Source organism: Flavobacterium branchiicola, from assembly GCF_018383905.1.
In the GTDB taxonomy this organism is placed as follows: Bacteria; Bacteroidota; Bacteroidia; order Flavobacteriales; family Flavobacteriaceae; genus Flavobacterium; species Flavobacterium branchiicola.
Map to the genome: position 1 here is coordinate 517,151 of NZ_JAGYWA010000002.1, position 16,488 is coordinate 533,638.

Consider the following 16,488-nt stretch of genomic DNA (forward strand, 5'->3'; position numbering starts at 1 on the left):
CCAAAGAAATTTAAAATTCAATCCTGTGAAAACAACAAAATATTACATTGCTGCGATTACCTGTTTTGTAATCTGGGGATTTTTTAGTTTAGCGCTAAAACCGATCCACGATTATCCATCCCTGGATATTTTATTTTACCGTGTTTTCAGTTGCAGTACTTTAATGTTGCTGATTTCTTTTGCGTTCAAAAGAAAAAAAGTCAAAGAAACCATCGAAACTTTTAAAGCATTGCCAAAAGGGGAGAAAAGAAAAAGCGCTTTATTAAACATTGGAGGAAGTGTTTTCCTGATGGCAAACTGGTTTACGTTTATTTATGTAATGAATCATGTAAGCGTAAAGGCAACTTCTTTGGCTTATTTGGTTTGCCCGATTCTGACCACGTTGCTGGCTTATTTCATTTTGCATGAAAAACTTAGTAAAACCCAATGGATAGCGGTTGGATTAAGCGTTTCAGGCTGTATATTATTATCGTACGCCAATATTATGGATATGTTTTTCAGTATCATTATTGGCTTTACGTACGCCTCTTATTTAGTAAGTCAGCGTATTAATAAAGGGTATGATAAATTTATAGTACTTACATTTCATATTACATTGGCAGCATTGTTTTTATTGCCATTTTATCCGGTATACAGCGGGACAGTACCTACAGAATTTAAGTTTTACTTCTGTATAGAAACCATTGCGATTTTGTTTACCATTTTTCCGTTGTTTCTTAATTTATATGCACTTTCCGGAATCAATTCATCAACCGTTGGAATGCTTTTAAATATCAACCCAATGATTGCTTTTCTTCTGGCTATGTTTTTCTACAAAGAGCCATTTGGAATAATACAAATTATAGCATATGGCATTATTTTTATGGCGGTGTTAGTTTTTAATTCACATCATATTTTTGCGATAAAACAAAAATATATCCTGTCGTCTAAAGATTCTCAATAAGTTGGTTTTACATTTTTTATTGGTTTAGAAAGTAAAATTACGAGAATCTTAACAGGGTTTTAAAACAGGAATGAGTATTTTTCATTCCTGTTTTTTTATGCAGTAAAATGAATAAAGCCACAAAATACAAGGATTAAAAAATGTTGCCACGAATTCCATGAATTTCCGCGAATTAAAATTTGTGAAAATTTGTGGAATTCGTGGCGAAAAAAAACTTTATCCTGATAGTTATCGGGAGTGGCGAAAAACTATTCCAAATCAAATATTTATGAAAACTACCAAACTTCAAGCCTTTAGTCCGTTATTTTATTTAGTATGGTCCGATGATCTTTTGACTCAGAAAGAATTTTCGACACTAAAAGAGTTTATAAATTCCCTCAATGTTTTATCAGAAGAAGAAAAAGAATATTTACTTTCTAAAGTAGATATTTCAAATCCGCCTTCGCGAAATGAACTCACACAATGGAAATTGGATATTGAAAAAAGTATTCAGGATAAATCATCCATCAAGTCAATTTTTGATATTGCAAAAGCACTTTCAGGAAATGATTTAGATGTAACGCCCATAGAATCCGCTTTTACAAAACTCGAAAACGACCTCGGAATTTTAGGCGAAGAAGTAATTCAGAGTTTTAAAACCAAAGCCAATTCATTTACGGCAAGTTCACAGACAAATTCAGATTTTGATATTCAGAAGATCACCGAACTTCTGGACGGTAAAGAAGCAGCAATCATTAAAAGAGTAAAAGCCATTATTTCCAGACCGGAATTTGCCTACGAAACTTCTACAGATATCAATGTATTCAGACAAACGGTTTACAAGTGGTGTAAAATTCTTGCCGATGAAAATTTAGGAAGCATGGCTTATCCCAAAGAATATGGCGGCGGAGGAAATGTAGAAGATTATTTTGCGATTATGGAAACGCTAAGTTATCACGATTTAAGTCTGGTAATAAAATTTGGCGTTCAGTTTGGGCTCTGGGGAATGAGCGTTCAATCGTTAGGAACCGAGAAACATTATGCGAAATATTTAAAAGATATAGGTTCACTGAAACTTCCGGGCTGTTTTGCCATGACCGAAACACATCACGGATCAAATGTAAAAGGGCTGGAAACTACGGCAACTTACAATCATAACGATCAGACTTTTATTATTCATACACCCAATAAAAATGCTCAGAAAGAATATATTGGCAACGCAGCCGTTCACGGACAAATGGCAACGGTTTTTGCAAAACTAATTATCGACGATCACGATTATGGCGTAAATGCTTTTGTAGTGCCGTTACGGGATGCAAACGGAAATGTTGTAAACGGTGTAACCATTGGCGATTGTGGCCATAAAATGGGGTTAAACGGTGTTGATAACGGAACCATTAGTTTTGATAATGTAGTGATTCCGAAAGACAATATGCTCGATCGTTTTGCTTCTGTAAATGAAAACGGAGAATTCGAAAGTCCGATTCCGAGTGATAATCGCCGATTTTTCACCATGTTAGGCACTTTGGTTGGAGGCAGAATCGGAATTCCGCGTTCGGCTTTGGCTGCAGCAAAATCAGGACTAACAATTGCCATTCGCTACAGCGATAAAAGAAGACAATTTGGACCAGAAGGTGGCTCAGAAGTTCCGATTTTAAATTACCGAATGCATCAGCGAAGATTATTACCCAATTTAGCCAAAACCTATGCCGTTCATTTTGCACTTCAATATTTAACCAGCAGATTTTTAAACCGAACTGAAGCCGAAATGCAGGAAATTGAGGCTTTGGCGGCAGGAATGAAATCGTATTCAACCTGGAGTACCAGAGATATTTTGCAGGAATGCCGTGAAGCTTGTGGCGGAAAAGGATATTTATCTGAAAACCGAATTGATGCGCTAAAAAATGACACCGAAATTTACACCACTTTTGAAGGTGATAATACCGTTTTAATGCAATTAGTAGCTAAAAACCGTTTATCTGAATTCAGAAAAGCGTTTGGCGAAATGGGAGCAGCCGGAATTATAAATTATGTTTATGAAAATGCCAAAACTGCTTTAACAGAGAAAAACCCGATTGCAACCCGCAGAACAGATGAAGAGCATTTATTGGATGCGGAGTTTCATTTGCAGGCTTTTGTACACAGAGAAAAAACAATTGTAGCATCGGCAGCAAAGCGTATTAAAAAATTAATAGACGGAGGTTTAGAGGCGTATGACGCTTTTAATGTCGTACAACATCAAATGATAGATGTGGCTCAGGCGTATTTAGAACGCGTGGTTTTAGAGCAATTTCAATTAGCAATTAAATCGGTTGAAGATCAGAAAACAAAAGAAATCCTCACTAAATTAAATCAGCTTTATGCACTTTCTCAGTTAGAAAAAAACAAAGGCTGGTTTTTGGAAGACGGTTATATGGAAGCCGTAAAAACAAAAGCAATTCGAAAAATGGTCAATCAGTTATGCTGGGACATTCGCCCGGATGCAGTAGCTTTGGTAAATGCTTTTGATATTCCGGAGAGTTGTTTAGCAGCGCCAATCGCGGTTTAGTTTAAAAAGAGGAAAGAGAAAAGAGAAGAGGAAAGAGGAAAGAGGATAGAGGATAGAGGATAGATGAAAGAGGATAGATGAAAGAGGATAGATGAAAGAGAATAGAATAAACCTCAACAGCATATTTGTCATTCCGAGGAACGAGGAATCGCACTAGAAACTCCGCAAAGCAAATCGCCAATCTTTGTCGATTCTCTAGTGTGATTCCTCGTTCCTCGGAATGACAAGATTGTGTGATAAGAGCACTGTTTATGGTATAAATTTATTTATATCATTAAACGCTCTAAATCATAGTTTTATTAAAATAATTCGACTTTTCAAAATCCTGAATATTAATAGAAATCACAGAAACTTCAGGAAGTATAGCGTTTAAAGTGGTTACAATGACTTTTGATAAATTGCTTTTTTGATCAGCATTTCTGCCTTCCATAATATATCCAAAAACGTGAATGAAATCATCAAGGCTATTTCCGTTATTATAATAGCTAAAAGGATTAATGCGAACTTTAATTTCTGAAGGAGTAAAAAGTCCGGTTGATAAAGCTGAATCAAAAACTTCTTGCATGATTTCGTCCGGAGATTTTAAACGTATTACATTTTCAGAACAATCAATTATAAAATGTGGCATGATATTATGTTTTAAGTTAGGTTTTCTTGTAACAAAATTATGAAAAACAATACTTGTAATAATCTTATAAAATATATTTTTCTATCGAAGCTTTATTATATTTGTATGTTTCATTTATCTTTTTACTAGTTTGAAAAATTCACTTCTGTATCTTTTTATCGTTCTTATTTGCTGTACTGTTAATGCGACGGAAAGTACAGATGATATTATAGCAAATTTAAATGTAGCCTTGCAAAACAAAGCACATTACGTTCGGTTGAAAGAAGAACGCATTTTAAATTTCAAAAAAATAAAGTCCGATAACTTAACCAAAGAACAGGAATACAATTACAATAAAACATTGTATGCTGAATATCAAAAATTCAATTCAGATTCGGCTATTCTTTACGTTAAAAAGAACCTGAAAATTGCTGAAGAACTTCAAAACAAAGAACTATCCGATTTGGCCAATTTACAATTGGTTACGCTTTATTCCTCTTCAGGAAAATACCGCGAATCTGAAGCAATTCTAAAAAGTATCGACAAAAAGAAATTGCCCGTTTCTTTGTTACCCAATTATTACGTTGCGTATCGTGAGTTTTTTGAGCATTATGCAGCCAATAGTTACGATGTAAAATACATTCAGCAAATTCGCAGTTACAGAGACTCTTTATTAACGGTTCTGGATCCAAACACTTTAAATTACCAAGTCAATAAAATTCAGCAGGGAATTTCGCAGAAAAAATTTGAAAGTTCTCAAAAGCAGTTATTAAGTTTATTGAAAAAAATCAAAGAAGATAATCCCCAATATGCGATGATAACTTATTTATTGGGAAGTATTTATGAATCTACACATCAGCTTGAACTAAGAAAAAAATATTATGCGCTTTCTGCCACTGCCGATATAAAAAATGCCAATAAAGACAATGCTTCGCTACAGGAACTGGCTTTAGTTTTTTATAAAATTGGCGATGTAGATATGGCTTATAAACTTACACAATCGGCTATTGAAGATGCTCTTTATTGTAATGTACAGTTTAGAACCTTATTAATGTCTGAGGTGTATTCAATTATTAATACCGTTTATTTAGAAAAAGAAGCCAAACGAAAAACAGAATTACAGCTTTATTTGTTGTGTATTAGCTTACTGTCGGTATTTTTAATTGCTGCCGTGATTTATGTTTACAAGCAAATGAAAAAAGTTTCCAGAATTCGTGGAGAACTTTATGAAACCAGTCAGGAATTAGCCCGATTAAATCAGGATATTACCAAAACCAACGAGCAGCTTCAGGAACGTAATGCGCAATTATCAGAGTCAAACCATATTAAAGAAGAATACATTGCTCATTTCTTTAGTCTTTGTTCGACTTACATCAATAAACTGGAAAACTACCGTATTATTTTAAACAAAAAAGCAACGGCAAAACAGTTTGATGAAATTTATAAAATGCTTAAATCAACAACCTTAGTTGATAATGAATTAGAAGAACTATACAAGAATTTCGATATCATCTTTTTGAATTTGTATCCCACTTTCGTGAAAGACTTTAACGAGTTGCTGACTAAGGACGAGCAAATAATTTTAAAACAAGGTGAATTACTAAATACTGAACTTCGCATTTTTGCTTTAATTCGTTTGGGAATTACAGACAGTGTAAAAATTGCAGCCTTTCTTCGTTACTCTTTAAGTACAATTTACAATTATCGAACAAGAGGCAGAAATAAAGCCGCAGTTTCCCGAAATGATTTTGAAGAAATGGTCATGAAAATTGGTTTAATTACATTGAAATCCTAAAGATTTATTTTAAAATCACTACTTTTTTCAGGGTTTATTTTTTGTTAATATATTGGTAGTTAGTTATTTGTGTTTTTTAGTTGCTACTTTTTTTCGTTTAAAATTTCAAGAGACACTATAACGTTTTAGCTTTACAATATTATTAAAAGGTAGTATTGACCACTAGTACCTTTAGATTATAATTGAATGCTTAAATAAATAATAGTTATGTTTAAAAACGTTAAAACAATTCTTGTTTTAGTTTTGCTGAGTTCATTCGGATTGAACGCACAAAATAAAGTTCCGGTTTATCTTGATGATAAAAAGCCAATTAATGAGCGTGTAGAAGATGCGCTTAAGCGAATGACAACCGAGGAGAAAATTGCCATTATTCATGCGCAGTCTAAATTCAGTTCTCCGGGAGTAAAACGTCTTGGAATTCCTGAAAACTGGATGACCGACGGACCACACGGAATTCGTACAGAAGTTAAATGGGATGAGTGGGATCAGGCTGGATGGACAAACGATTCTTGTATCGCTTTTCCGGCACTTACAGCACTTTCTGCAACCTGGAACAAAGATTTGGCTTCTTTATATGGTAAATCCATTGGAGAAGAAGCACGTTACCGTAACAAAAATGTATTATTAGGACCAGGAGTAAACATTTACAGAAGCCCGTTAAACGGTCGTAACTTCGAATATATGGGAGAAGATCCGTTTTTGGCTTCAAAAATGGTAGTTCCTTATATAAAAGGTGTACAGGCAAACGGAGTTGCGGCTTGTGTAAAACATTTCGCTTTAAATAATCAGGAAACAAACCGTAATTCTGTAAACGTAATTGTTGACGATCGTGCTTTGTACGAAATCTATCTTCCGGCTTTTAAAGCAGCAGTTCAGGAAGGTGATGTATGGTCGATTATGGGATCTTACAATAAATATAAAGGACAGCAATGTTGCCACAACGAATATTTGCTAAACGACATTCTTCGTGGAGAATGGGGTTTCAAAGGCGTTGTAGTTTCAGATTGGGGTGGAGTAAACGATACAAAACAAGCCATTCATAATGGTTTGGATATGGAGTTTGGTTCATGGACAAACGGACTTTCATGGGGAACAAGTAATGCTTATGATAACTACTATTTAGCAAAACCATATTCTGAAATGATCAGAAAAGGTGAAGTTGGAACAAAAGAATTAGACGAAAAAGTACGTCGTGTGCTTCGTTTGGCTTTCTTAACTACAATGGATAGAAATCGTCCTTTTGGATCTTTCGGAACTCAGGAACATGCAGATGCAGGTCGTAAAATCGCTGAAGAAGGAATTGTATTATTACAAAACAACAATAACATTTTACCAATTAACCTTTCTAAAACAAAGAAAATTGCTGTAATTGGTGAAAATGCAATCAAAATGATGACTGTTGGAGGAGGAAGTTCTTCTCTAAAAGCAAGATATGAAATTACACCGCTTGAAGGTTTAAAGAAAAGAATTGGCAATCAGGCTGAAATTGTTTACGCTCGTGGATATGTTGGAGACCCAACAAGTAATTACAACGGCGTAATTGCAAAAGTAAGTTTAGAAGAAAAACGTCCTCAGGCCGAATTAACTGCAGAAGCTTTAAAAATTGCTAAAGAGGCAGATATCGTTCTTTTTATCGGAGGTTTGAATAAAAGCGAAAACCAGGATGATGAAGGTCACGATCGTAAAGAATTAGGACTGCCTTATGGTCAGGACAAATTGATAAGCGAATTAGCAAAAGTAAATAAGAACATTGTTTTTGTTAATATTTCAGGAAATGCTGTGGCAATGCCGTGGGTAAAAGAAGTTCCGGGAATTGTTCAGGGATGGTTTTTAGGTACAGAGGCAGGAAGCGCCTTGGCAAATGTTTTAGTTGGAGATGTAAACCCTTCAGGAAAACTTACGTTTACTTTCCCTGTAAAATTAGCAGATAATGGAGCACACGCTTTAGGAGAATTTCCAGGCGGAGATGAGGTAAAATACAACGAAGGAATCTTTGTTGGTTACCGTTGGGCAGACAAACAAAAAGTAAAACCATTATTCTCTTTTGGTCACGGATTAAGCTACACAACTTTTGCTTACGGAAAAGTAACTGCTGATAAAAAGCAAGTAACTGCAGGAGATAAAATTTCATTCTCTGTTAAAGTAAAAAATACAGGAACCAGAGAAGGCGCAGAGATTGTACAATTGTACATCAGCGACTTAAAATCTTCATTACCACGTCCGGTTAAAGAATTAAAAGGATTTGAGAAAGTTTCGCTTAAAGCAGGAGAAGAAAAAACAGTAACTTTTACAGTTGATAAAACTGCATTGAGTTTCTTTGACGATAAAAAACATGACTGGGTTGCTGAGCCAGGTGATTTTGAAGCTATTGTTGGAGCCTCTTCAACAGATATAAAATCTAAAGTGATTTTTTCACTTCAATAATTTCATTATTTCTAAATTGGTTGGTTTGTAAAGCTGTAAATGTAAAAGTTTGCAGCTTTGCTTTTAGTTTAAAATTTATCTTTACCATTTACTTTTACCATTAAGACATTAAGGCACATTAAGCAGGCTTTACTTTCTTGAAATTTTGAGCGAAGTTCATTAAGTAAAACTTAATTTTCTTAATATCTTAATGGTTTAAAAATCACACATAACATGAAAAAAAATATACTTGTAGTATTGGTTTTGTTTTTAGCACAAAATCTGTCAGCGCAAAGCCTGAATAAAATGCAATGGTTTAACGAACCTGAAAAATGGGAAATTAAAAACGATGCTTTAATAATGAATGTTACTGCCAATAGCGATTACTGGCGTATTTCGCATTACGGTTTTACCGTTGATGATGCGCCATTTTATTATGCCAATTACGGAGGCGAATTTGAAGCCAAAGTAAAACTAACCGGAAATTACATCGCCCGTTTTGACCAAATGGGATTAATGATTCGTATTGATGAAAAAAACTACATCAAAACCGGAGTTGAATTTGTAGACGGAAAATTTAATATTAGTACAGTTGTAACTCACGACAAAAGCGACTGGAGTGTTACCACGCTAGAAAAAGTACCACCATTTATCTGGATTAAAGCCGTGCGACGATTAGATGCTGTTGAAATATTCTATTCTTTCGATGACAAAAACTATATCATGACCAGAAACGCGCCACTAAAGGATAATACGCCAGTTATGGTTGGTTTAATGGCTGCTTCTCCAGACGGAAAAGGTTTTGAAGCCAAGTTCGAAAACTTCTCTGTAAAACATCTTCCGGATCAAAGAAGAGCGGAATGGTTAAAAAATCACCAATAGAATAAACGTCAATTTTTTAAATTCCAAATTCCAAACAAAAAACCATTAACAATAAACCATCAACCATTAACTATCAACCATCAACCAAAAATGAACATTAAACCAAAAAAACATTATGAAATTTTAGACGGCCTGCGTGGAGTAGCGGCTGTTATAGTAGTTATTTTTCACATCTTCGAAGCTTTTAACGAAGGAAGCCGATTTAAACAAATCATCAATCACGGCTATTTAGCTGTAGATTTCTTTTTCCTTTTATCCGGATTTGTTGTAGCGTACGCTTATGACGATCGCTGGGCAAAAATGACCCGGTGGGAATTTTACAAACGCCGATTAATCCGTTTGCAGCCCATGGTCATTATGGGAATGATCATTGGAGCCATCTTTTATTATTTTCAGGCTTCAGACATTTTGTTTCCGCAAATTGCCGGAATGGAAGTTTGGAAAGTAATTGTAACCATGGTAATTGGGTTTACATTATTGCCGATTCCGCCCTCATTAGAAATAAGAGGCTGGGGCGAAATGCATCCGCTTAACGGACCTGCATGGTCGCTTTTCTTCGAATATATTGCTAATATTCTGTACGCAGTACTCTTTCGTAAATTCTCCAATAAAGTAATGACCGTTTTTGTATTGATTTTTGCAGGAATGTTGATCAATTATACTGTTTTTGGACCAAAAGGAGATGTAATTGGCGGCTGGTCGTTAAATCTGGAACAAATGAATGTTGGTTTCACCCGTTTATTATATCCCTTTTTTGCTGGAGTTTTACTTTCCCGTTTAGGAAAGTTAATCCACCTGAAAGGGGCATTTTGGATTTGCAGTATTCTAATAACCATTGTATTGGCGTTGCCTAGATTTGGAGACGAAAACACTCTTTGGATGAATGGTATATACGAATCGATCTGTATTATTTTAATTTTTCCTTTAATTGTAGCAATTGGAGCGGGAGGAGAGATCAAAAATCCGCTTTCGTTAAAAATATGCAAAGCTTTGGGAGATATTTCATATCCAATTTATATCATACATTATCCTTTAATCTATTGGTATACCGCTTGGGTTGTAGATAATAAAATTTCAATAAAAGAAGGATATCCATTAGGAATTGGCGTTTTAATCGCTAGTATTACCATCGCTTTTTTATGTTTAAAATTTTATGATGAACCGGTTAGAAACTGGCTTCAAAATAAGTTTCAGGAAAAAAAAGGTTCTGAGGTTCTAAGAGGCTAAGATTCTAAGGTTTTGACCAAAAGAAAAGCTTAAAATCTGATTCTCAGTAAAAATATTGAATTTCTAATTTTGTTAGTTATAGATATTCAAGAAAAAAGGGATAAACAATTAAATTTATCCCTTTTCTATTTTAAGAGGTTTTATAAATAAATACTAAAGAAACTTAGAATCTCAGCACCTTAGCACCTTAGAGCCTTAAAAAAAAATTACTCTAAAACCAAAGCCCCCAAAGCTTCTTTACTAAAACCTTTCAATTCATCCATTTTTCCTGCTTTGATTTTAGCAACCCAGTTCGGGTCAGATAAAAGCGGTCTTCCAACAGCAACTAAATCAAAATCACCTCGGTCAAAACGTCTGTTTAATTCTTCTAAAGAAGTAGGTTCAGAACTTTCTCCGGCAAAAGCACCAAAGAAATCACTAGAAAGACCTACAGAACCAACCGTAATTGTTGGCGCTCCGGTTACTTTTTTAGCCCATCCTGCAAAGTTCAAATCAGAATCTTCAAACTCAGGTTCCCAGAAACGACGTTGTGAAGCGTGAATAATATCAACTCCGGCATCAACAAGAGGTGTAAGCCAAGCTTCTAATTCCTGCGGATTTTTAGCCAGTTTGTAATTATAATCAGAAGGTTTAAATTGAGAAAAACGCATAATTACAGCAAAATCATTTCCAACTTGTTTTCTAACTTCTTTTACTACTTCAATAGCAAAACGGTTACGTTCCGGCAAAGTTTTTCCGCCATAAATATCTTCACGTAAATTCGTTTCAGCTCTAAAGAACTGATCAATTAAATAACCATGTGCACCGTGAATTTCAATAGTATCGAAACCTAATCTTTTAGCATTAGCTGCAGCTTTTCCAAAAGCAAGAATTGTATCTTCAATATCTTTTTCAGACATCGCGATTCCATTTCTGAAATCAGGTCTGTTTAATCCCGATGGACCTTCAAAAGGAACAGGAGGAACCCATCCTGAATGATGATTGTCCATAATTCCCATATGCCAGATTTGCGGACCCATTTGTCCACCTGCAGCATGAACTTCTTTAATTACTTTTTGCCATCCTTTCAATGATTCATCACCATAAAAATGAGGAACATTAGCATCGTTTGATGACGAAGGTCTGTCAATTACAGTCCCTTCAGATAAAATTAAACCAACTTCGCCTTCAGCTCTTTTTTGGTAGTAAGCTGCGACATCATCAGTTGGAACTCCGTTTGGAGAAAAAGAGCGCGTCATTGGCGCCATTACGATTCGGTTTTTCAGATTTAACGATTTTAAATTAAATGCTGAAAATAGGTTGTTTGTACTCATAGTAATTTTACAAATTGGATTGAATTAATTTACTGAGTGCTTCAAAGGCACCTTCGTTGCGTTTATAGTAAGTCCATTGTCCAACGCGTTTCGCTTCAATAAAGCCTGCGCGTTGTAAAATAGACAGATATTCGGATACTGTAGATTGTGTTAAGCCCGCTTTAGCCTGAATTTGTCCCACGCAAACTCCGTGTTCAAAACTACCGTGCTCAAGCTGACCGGGAAAGTTAATTTCGGGTTCTTTAAGCCATTCCAGCATTTGCAGTCTGGACTTATTTGATAAAGCTTTAAAAATTTCTATATTTTCCATGGCGCAAATATATCGACTTTTCCCGATATACCAATTAAGTAAAAAATATTTAGCATAATTTTATGATTGGTTGAGGAGAAAGTTGAGATTTGAGGATATTTATTATAAAATAATCTTGGAAAGTGTAGTGTTGTAAAATTGGAAATATGAATATTTAAACAGGAAAACTGCTGTCACATTTTTAGTGACAGCAGTTTTATTTTAATCTAATAGAAAGGGAATTCATTTTTGAATAGATATGGCTTTTATCAGCTTATACCTCCATCAATAATTATCCAGTTATTAGGAGTTCCAGTTAATAATGCTCTTCCAGCAGCACCTGTTGTTGTATATTTTGCAGTTCCAAATGTTATTGGTCTTGCAGCGATAACTGGTCTTGTACTCCAGCCATTATAGATTGCATTTAAGTTTATTGATGAGAAATTTGATGCGCTTTTGTATTGCATAAAATTTGTGAAATTTGTAACTGCAGATACATCCCAAGATCCTATATTTTGATTGAATGCTATGGCATTATTAAATGTTGAATTCATATCTATTACATTTGATGTGTTCCATGCTCCTAAGTCTTGGTTGAATGAGATCGCATCATTAAATAATGAAGTCATATTAGTTACATTTGCAGTATTCCAATTTCCTAGAGATTGATTGAATGCATGCGCACCTATAAATAATTGAAACATATTAGTTACATTTCCAGTATTCCAATTTCCCACAGGCTGATTAAACGATTTTGCTAAAGAAAACATTTGACTCATATTTACAGTGCCAGTAGAATTTAACACCCAATTATTAATATCAGCACTTCCGCCGTTATTGAATGCTGTGCAACTTTGAAACATTTGTGCAAGTGTCGTTGCAGCTGACATAGTCCAATTTCCTAAATTTTGATTGAAATTTGTGGACCCTCCAAACATACCTTGAAAATTAGTTACACGAGATGTATCCCAACTATTTAGAGGTTGATTAAATTTAGGACATGAACCTATTGCTCCAGACATATTATTTACTCTGCCTACATTCCAATTATTTAAAGGTTGGTTAAAATTTGAACAAAGAGCAAATGTTTGGTTCATATTTATAAAACCAGTAGAATTTAAAATCCAATTGTTTATATCGGGACTACCACCATTATTAAATGCTGTACAACTTAGAAACAAACCTTGAAGAGATGTTGATTTTGAAACATTCCAGTTTCCTAAATTTTGGTTAAAAATTGTACAGTTTCCAAATGTAAATGCCATGCTAGTTACATTTCCTGTATTCCAATTTCCTAGAGGTTGATTAAATTTGATACATCCATTAAATGTTGATGTTAAATTCGTACAATTAGACATTGTCCAATTATTGATATCAGAACTGTCACCGTTGTTGAATGCTGTAGCATCTCTAAACATTTCAAAAGCAGAAGTTACATTTGCAGTATTCCAATTTCCTAAATTTTGATTAAACAAAACAGCAGATCTAAATATACTAGACAAATTTGTAACCCTACCGGTATTCCAATTCCCAATCGGTTGATTAAATGCGGTGGCTCCTTGAAACATACTAGTCATATTTATAGAACCAGTTGTGTTTAAAACCCAATTATTTATATCAGAGCTGCCACCATTATTGAATGCTTTTGCATTTAAAAACATGTTTATAAAGTTTGAACTTTTAGAAACACTCCAATTTCCTAAATTTTGATTAAATGAATTTGTTCCTTGAAAAGTATTTGAAAAAAGTATAACATTAGATACATCCCATGAATTTAAGGGTTGATTAAAATCTCTTGAATACTGGAATGTTCCATTCATGTTATTTACTGCTTTAGTATTCCAATTTCCAATAGGTTGATTAAAAACTGTACATAAAAGAAACATATTAGTAAAGTCAATAGAACCAGTTGTTTTAAGATTCCAATTTTTAATATTATCATTACCTCCATTATTAAATAAGGAGCAATTGTTAAACATAAGTTGAAAACTTGCAACGTTAGAGACATTAAACGAACTTATATCTTGATTAAATTTAACACATCCTGAAAACATACCTGACATTGTTGTTACATTAGATGTATTCCAACCGCTTAAATCCTGATTAAAATTTGAACAGCCCGAAAAAGTAGATGCCATCGATATAATTGGACTAGTATCCCATTCATTTATGTTTGCAATTGTAGTTATAGATGTACAATTAAAAAATAAACCTGCTATTGAGCCATTTCCCGATAAATCTAAAGTATCTGAAATATTAGAAAGAGTCAAATTTGAGCATCCTCCAAAATGAGAGTAAAGATTATTTCCTAATTTTACTTTCCCCCATGACTGTACCGATAATATTTTTAATCTATCACCAGTATTATTAAACTGCCATCCTGTACAAATTCCTTTTATTTTAATAGTATAATCTCCAGCTAAGGCATAATTATGAATGACCTGAGCCTGATTCCAAGCAGTAATAATATTAGAACTTCCATCTCCCCAATCAACTATAAAATTGTAAGTCCCTGATGAAACTAATGGAAGTTTTATTTGTACGTTACTACTAGATCCAGTAGAGGTATTAGAGGTTCTCCAAGTAGAAGTAAAAGAGTTTTTATTTCGTCCGAAAATCGTATTTTGAAGTAAAGCTCCCATAATTATACGCCTAATAATAAAATACTATTTGTAGCTCCTCTTTTTGTAAAAGTGAAAATTTGTTTTTCGCCTGTTACTGATGGAATTCCAAACAGCCACGTATGTGGCGCAGTAATTGCCCAAGTTACACTTACACCAGGTAATGTGATTCCGTTAAAAATGAAACTTTGCGATAATGAAGCAGGAACTGTAATAGTACAGTTAGTGGTAAAGAGTACAGTTTTACCATGCCAGTTGGAAGGAATGGTTTGACTTGAATTTACTTCTAATTGGTTTGAAATATCTTGTTTGTTTGATAGGTCTATATTTCCATCTCCGAGAATTGATTCTCCATTGATTGTTTTTAAATCTAAAGCAGAGGTTATATCACTAAACTCCAGTTCGCCACTTGAGTTTGTTGTTAAAATTTTATCGCGCTCATTTGTTTCCAAATCAGCGACTTTTATTCTGTTGTAGTTGGTGTTCATTTTGATTGCTATTTATTTGAAAAATTTTATAATGCCTTTATAATAAGGCTTATTAAATAGGTTTATTAAATAGGTTTATTTAAGTTGTTTTTAAAGTTGCATTTATTTTAAACGATTTAGAAAGGTCAAATCCCCAGATACTTGTAAAGTATGAGCTCCAAAACATTTTTAATCCATCGGGACTAAAATTAACAGCATAAAAATTTCCACCTGGTATTATAGTTGACAAGTCAATTGATTCAGAGGTATAAGCAGTATTCAAATCATAAGGATTTAATAATGATATTTTAATAACCGATCTTGCGCCACTTAATTTAGTGTATAAAATAGACTTGCCGTCGGGAGTAACGTAAAATCCATGTGTGCTAAAATTAAGTGTTTGAGATGGTGTTAGGGTGTTTAAATCCCAAGGTGTTGATAGCAAATACTTTGTAAGAACGCTGCCAGTATGATTAAAGAACATTGTTCCATCTGAGCTAAAAAAATTATATCCAGTTGTTCCAATCGGATAAAATCCTATATAACTAATTGTAGAGACATCCCAAGCTGTTGCAAGTTGATATGCATAAATACATTTTGATGTTGTTCCGGAAACAAAAATCTTTTTTCCATCAGGGGAAAAGTAATGTCCTCTAATTTGACTTTCCCCATTTTGAGTCATAGTCATAGACTTGTTTAAATAGGTTGCTGTGGTTACATCCCAAGGGGGTGATAATGAGTATTGAGCAATTGAATCTGGTCCATTATGTAATGTTGCATATAATCTTGTTCCATCAGGGCTGAAGGATGTATACATTTGGGTTAATAAATTAGTTTTCGCTTTTCCCCTGTAGAACACAGTATTTATTTTTAACCTTCCGAAAATCGTATTTTGAAGTAATGCTCCCATAATTATACGCCTAATAATAAAATACTATTTGTAGCTCCTCTTTTTGTAAAAGTGAAAATTTGTTTTTCGCCTGTTACTGATGGAATTCCAAACAGCCACGTATGTGGCGCAGTAATTGCCCAAGTTACGCTTACTCCAGGTAATGTGATCCCATTGAAAATGAAACTTTGCTGTAATGAAGCAGGAACTGTAATAGTACAGTTAGTTGTAAAGAGTACCGTTTTGCCATGCCAGTTATAAGGAATGGTTTGACTTGAATTTACTTCTAATTGGTTTGAAATATCTTGTTTGTTTGATAAGTCTATATTTCCATCTCCAAGAATTGATTCTCCATTGATTGTTTTTAAATCTAAAGCAGAGTTTAGATCACTAAACTCCAGTTCGCCACTGGAGTTTGTAATTAAAATTTTATCATGCTCATTTGTTTCTAAGTCAGCGACTTTTATTCTGTTGTAGTTTGTTTTCATTTTGTTTGCTTTTTTAATACTGAATGAAGCTTTTATT

General features: G+C 34.1%; 13 protein-coding genes. 6 read left to right on the forward strand and 7 right to left on the reverse strand.

Going from position 1 to position 16,488, the window contains the following annotated elements; all coding sequences use genetic code 11:
• Positions 1-25 precede the first annotated feature (25 nt).
• Together KHA98_RS05855 and KHA98_RS05860 are read left to right on the forward strand one after the other, a co-directional pair.
• A complete protein-coding gene (locus tag KHA98_RS05855) occupies positions 26-943 on the forward strand; it encodes an EamA family transporter (RefSeq protein ID WP_213256220.1) in 918 nt (305 codons plus the stop codon).
• Positions 944-1,211: 268 nt separating this feature from the next.
• A complete protein-coding gene (locus KHA98_RS05860) occupies positions 1,212-3,470 on the forward strand; it encodes an acyl-CoA dehydrogenase family protein (protein ID WP_213256222.1) in 2,259 nt (752 codons plus the stop codon).
• A 283-nt stretch (positions 3,471-3,753) separates the two neighbouring features.
• Here KHA98_RS05860 and KHA98_RS05865 read toward each other — a convergent pair whose 3' ends face one another.
• Positions 3,754-4,098: a 5-carboxymethyl-2-hydroxymuconate Delta-isomerase gene (locus KHA98_RS05865; RefSeq protein WP_213256224.1), complete on the reverse strand. Its 345-nt coding sequence runs from the start codon at positions 4,096-4,098 to the stop codon at positions 3,754-3,756.
• Between the two features lie 130 nt (positions 4,099-4,228).
• On the opposite strand from KHA98_RS05865, the gene KHA98_RS05870 reads away from it, so the two are divergent.
• The 4 genes from KHA98_RS05870 to KHA98_RS05885 all read left to right on the forward strand — a co-directional run bounded on the left by KHA98_RS05870 (position 4,229) and on the right by KHA98_RS05885 (position 10,384).
• Complete coding sequence (locus tag KHA98_RS05870) at positions 4,229-5,872, forward strand: DUF6377 domain-containing protein (RefSeq protein ID WP_213256226.1); 1,644 nt, start codon at positions 4,229-4,231, stop codon at positions 5,870-5,872.
• A 207-nt stretch (positions 5,873-6,079) separates the two neighbouring features.
• Positions 6,080-8,296, forward strand: coding sequence for a glycoside hydrolase family 3 C-terminal domain-containing protein (locus tag KHA98_RS05875; protein ID WP_213256228.1), 2,217 nt, complete (start codon positions 6,080-6,082; stop codon positions 8,294-8,296).
• 213 nt (positions 8,297-8,509) lie between these two features.
• Positions 8,510-9,157, forward strand: coding sequence for a DUF1349 domain-containing protein (locus tag KHA98_RS05880; protein WP_213256230.1), 648 nt, complete (start codon positions 8,510-8,512; stop codon positions 9,155-9,157).
• Positions 9,158-9,247: 90 nt separating this feature from the next.
• The gene (locus tag KHA98_RS05885; RefSeq protein ID WP_213256232.1) at positions 9,248-10,384 is read left to right on the forward strand and encodes an acyltransferase family protein; all 1,137 of its coding nucleotides are present in this window, start codon (positions 9,248-9,250) and stop codon (positions 10,382-10,384) included.
• A gap of 206 nt (positions 10,385-10,590) precedes the next feature.
• Here KHA98_RS05885 and KHA98_RS05890 read toward each other — a convergent pair whose 3' ends face one another.
• The 6 genes from KHA98_RS05890 to KHA98_RS05915 form a co-directional block, all read right to left on the reverse strand.
• Complete coding sequence (locus KHA98_RS05890; RefSeq protein WP_213256234.1) at positions 10,591-11,697, reverse strand: NADH:flavin oxidoreductase; 1,107 nt, start codon at positions 11,695-11,697, stop codon at positions 10,591-10,593.
• A gap of 7 nt (positions 11,698-11,704) precedes the next feature.
• The gene (locus KHA98_RS05895) at positions 11,705-12,007 is read right to left on the reverse strand and encodes an ArsR/SmtB family transcription factor (protein WP_213256236.1); all 303 of its coding nucleotides are present in this window, start codon (positions 12,005-12,007) and stop codon (positions 11,705-11,707) included.
• A gap of 248 nt (positions 12,008-12,255) precedes the next feature.
• Complete coding sequence (locus KHA98_RS05900) at positions 12,256-14,628, reverse strand: BspA family leucine-rich repeat surface protein (protein WP_213256238.1); 2,373 nt, start codon at positions 14,626-14,628, stop codon at positions 12,256-12,258.
• A gap of 2 nt (positions 14,629-14,630) precedes the next feature.
• The gene (locus tag KHA98_RS05905) at positions 14,631-15,095 is read right to left on the reverse strand and encodes a hypothetical protein (protein ID WP_213256240.1); all 465 of its coding nucleotides are present in this window, start codon (positions 15,093-15,095) and stop codon (positions 14,631-14,633) included.
• Positions 15,096-15,174: 79 nt separating this feature from the next.
• Complete coding sequence (locus tag KHA98_RS05910) at positions 15,175-15,984, reverse strand: YncE family protein (protein ID WP_213256242.1); 810 nt, start codon at positions 15,982-15,984, stop codon at positions 15,175-15,177.
• A 2-nt stretch (positions 15,985-15,986) separates the two neighbouring features.
• Entirely contained in the window at positions 15,987-16,451 is a 465-nt protein-coding gene (locus KHA98_RS05915; protein ID WP_213256244.1) for a hypothetical protein, read from the reverse strand.
• Positions 16,452-16,488: the final 37 nt, after the last annotated feature.

Bases quoted from the DNA above. Each gene is read 5' to 3' on its own strand.
- KHA98_RS05900 (WP_213256238.1), bottom strand. From the start codon at position 14,628: ATGGGAGCTTTACTTCAAAATACGATTTTCGGACGAAATAAAAACTCT.
- KHA98_RS05880 (WP_213256230.1), top strand. From the start codon at position 8,510: ATGAAAAAAAATATACTTGTAGTATTGGTTTTGTTTTTAGCACAAAAT.
- KHA98_RS05895 (WP_213256236.1), bottom strand. From the start codon at position 12,007: ATGGAAAATATAGAAATTTTTAAAGCTTTATCAAATAAGTCCAGACTG.
- KHA98_RS05865 (WP_213256224.1), bottom strand. From the start codon at position 4,098: ATGCCACATTTTATAATTGATTGTTCTGAAAATGTAATACGTTTAAAA.
- KHA98_RS05890 (WP_213256234.1), bottom strand. From the start codon at position 11,697: ATGAGTACAAACAACCTATTTTCAGCATTTAATTTAAAATCGTTAAAT.
- KHA98_RS05875 (WP_213256228.1), top strand. From the start codon at position 6,080: ATGTTTAAAAACGTTAAAACAATTCTTGTTTTAGTTTTGCTGAGTTCA.
- KHA98_RS05860 (WP_213256222.1), top strand. From the start codon at position 1,212: ATGAAAACTACCAAACTTCAAGCCTTTAGTCCGTTATTTTATTTAGTA.
- KHA98_RS05915 (WP_213256244.1), bottom strand. From the start codon at position 16,451: ATGAAAACAAACTACAACAGAATAAAAGTCGCTGACTTAGAAACAAAT.
- KHA98_RS05910 (WP_213256242.1), bottom strand. From the start codon at position 15,984: ATGGGAGCATTACTTCAAAATACGATTTTCGGAAGGTTAAAAATAAAT.
- KHA98_RS05905 (WP_213256240.1), bottom strand. From the start codon at position 15,095: ATGAACACCAACTACAACAGAATAAAAGTCGCTGATTTGGAAACAAAT.
- KHA98_RS05885 (WP_213256232.1), top strand. From the start codon at position 9,248: ATGAACATTAAACCAAAAAAACATTATGAAATTTTAGACGGCCTGCGT.